The organism is Cryobacterium sp. RTC2.1 (assembly GCF_035018685.1).
GTDB lineage: Bacteria > Actinomycetota > Actinomycetes > Actinomycetales > Microbacteriaceae > Cryobacterium > Cryobacterium glucosi.
The window spans coordinates 1-1,867 of sequence record NZ_JASJXJ010000278.1; the positions used below are offsets into that span (position 1 = coordinate 1).

A 1,867-nucleotide genomic window follows, 5' to 3' on the forward strand; every position below is an offset into this window, starting at 1 on the left:
GTCCCGAGACAGAACTGTCAGCAAGGTCATGAGACAGAACTGTCAGATTGAGAACGAGACTTCACAGCCCTTAAACCTCGGGTTTAAGGGCCACAAGTGTACTCTCGCGGAGGCTGCTCAGGGCTTCGAGGGCTTCGAGGGCGGCGAAGGGCTTCTCGATGTGGGCGAAGTGGCCCGTGCCCGCGATCGTTCGCGAAACGAACCCGGGAATGACGGCGGAGAGCCGGGCGCGGTCCGAATCGGCGACGAAGATGTCCGCGTCGCTCTGGATCGCGCGCACCGGGCAGGTGATGCGGGCCCAGGACCGTTCCGGGTCATGGGCTCCGGCGAGGGCGGATGCCTCGACGAAGGCCCGCGGACGGACTTCCGTCGCGAGGGCCGAGATCACGCTCGCCGGTACGGCGTCGACCCGGCTGAACAGCGGCGCGGTGAGCCCGCGCAGCACACCCACCCTGTTGAGCCAGCGCACGAGGCCGCGGCCGGCGGGCTCGGCGACCGCGAGGGCGCGCATGACGCCGAGCAGGGCCGTGTACCCGGGCAGCAGGGTGAACCTGGTGATCGGATGCCGCACGCTGTCCACCACCGAGAACGTCGTCGCAGAGACGAGGGAGACCGACACGGTTGCGGCAGGTTCGAGTGCGGCCAGTTCGAGGGCGAGGAAACCGCCGAGCGAGTGCCCGACGACGTGCCAGCGCTCGTAGCCGAGTGCACGGACGGTTTCGGCGATCGCGGCCGCGACGGTCGTGATGCCCGGGGCGGGCCGGGTGGAGTGCCGGCCGGAGGCATCCGCTGGTTCGCTGTCGCCCCAGCCGGGTAGGTCCGGAATGATCAGGTCGGTCAGGGCGAGTGCGCCGGATGGAACGCGTCCCGTCGAGCCCGCCGAGCCACCGTTCGTCGCCGCCGAGAGGAGCGGGGTCCAGGTCGTCCAGGAGCCGGCAGCCCCGTGCAGCAGGACCGTCGCCGTGTCGCTGCCCGTGCGGCGGCCGTGACGCACCGCAAGCGTGCCGGAGCCGAGGCGCATCGAACTCGTGGTGAGGCCGAAGGCGCGTGCGTCTGTCGAGAGTGGGAACGGGCAATACTCATCCCGCCGAGTTTCGGGCACGGACGTCACGGACGTCCTGGACGTCCCGGCCGGCACGAGAGACGTCACCGGGGCGGGCGCCGCCGTGCGGTCGGGAGTTCGTGTCACCAGGATGGTCATGCCTGGTATTCGTCGCCGCGGGGCGATCGGTTTGCCCGCGTCGGGACAGGCTGAGACCGCTCGCAGCCCGGCCCGGCCCGGCGTCGGCGTCCCGGCGGCGGACGACGGTGTGGACCGCGTGTGGAATAGGACCGGGCCCGGGCCCGTTGTCTGCAGCGCACCCTGCGTTTCCCTGCGCCGGCCCGTTCGGCCGCGCCCGGCGGAACTTCCGTACTACGAAAAGAGCGACTGTGACCCTGTTCTCCCCGCTGACCCTCGGCGACCTGCACCTGCCGAACCGACTCGTGATGGCGCCGCTGACCCGCACCAGGGCGGGCCTCGACGGCATCCCCGGACCGATGGTCATCGAGCACTATCGCCAGCGCGCATCCCTCGGCCTGATCGTGTCGGAGGGGGTCTACCCGAGCCACGCCGGACAGGGCTACACCGGCCAGCCCGGACTCGTCACCGCCGAGCAGGTCGACGGCTGGCGTTCCGTCGCGTCGGCCGTGCATGAGGCCGGCGGCCTCATCGTCGCCCAGGTCATGCACGCCGGCCGGGTCTCGCACGACCTCGTCAACGGCGGCTTCGACGTCGTCGCGCCGAGCGCGATCGCCATCGAGGGCGAGACGCACACCCCGGAGGGCAAGAAGCCATACCCCGTTCCGCACGCGCTGACCGAGGCCG

1 protein-coding gene and 1 pseudogene are annotated in these 1,867 nt (G+C 70.9%); one reads left to right on the top strand and one right to left on the bottom strand.

Annotated features, from left to right (window positions below; genetic code table 11):
* Positions 1–70 precede the first annotated feature (70 nt).
* A complete protein-coding gene (locus tag QN357_RS18785; protein ID WP_323505374.1) occupies positions 71–1,201 on the bottom strand; it encodes an alpha/beta hydrolase in 1,131 nt (376 codons plus the stop codon).
* 287 nt (positions 1,202–1,488) lie between these two features.
* On the opposite strand from QN357_RS18785, the pseudogene QN357_RS18790 reads away from it, so the two are divergent.
* Positions 1,489–1,867 (top strand): annotated as a pseudogene (locus QN357_RS18790) (alkene reductase); the annotation flags it as partial.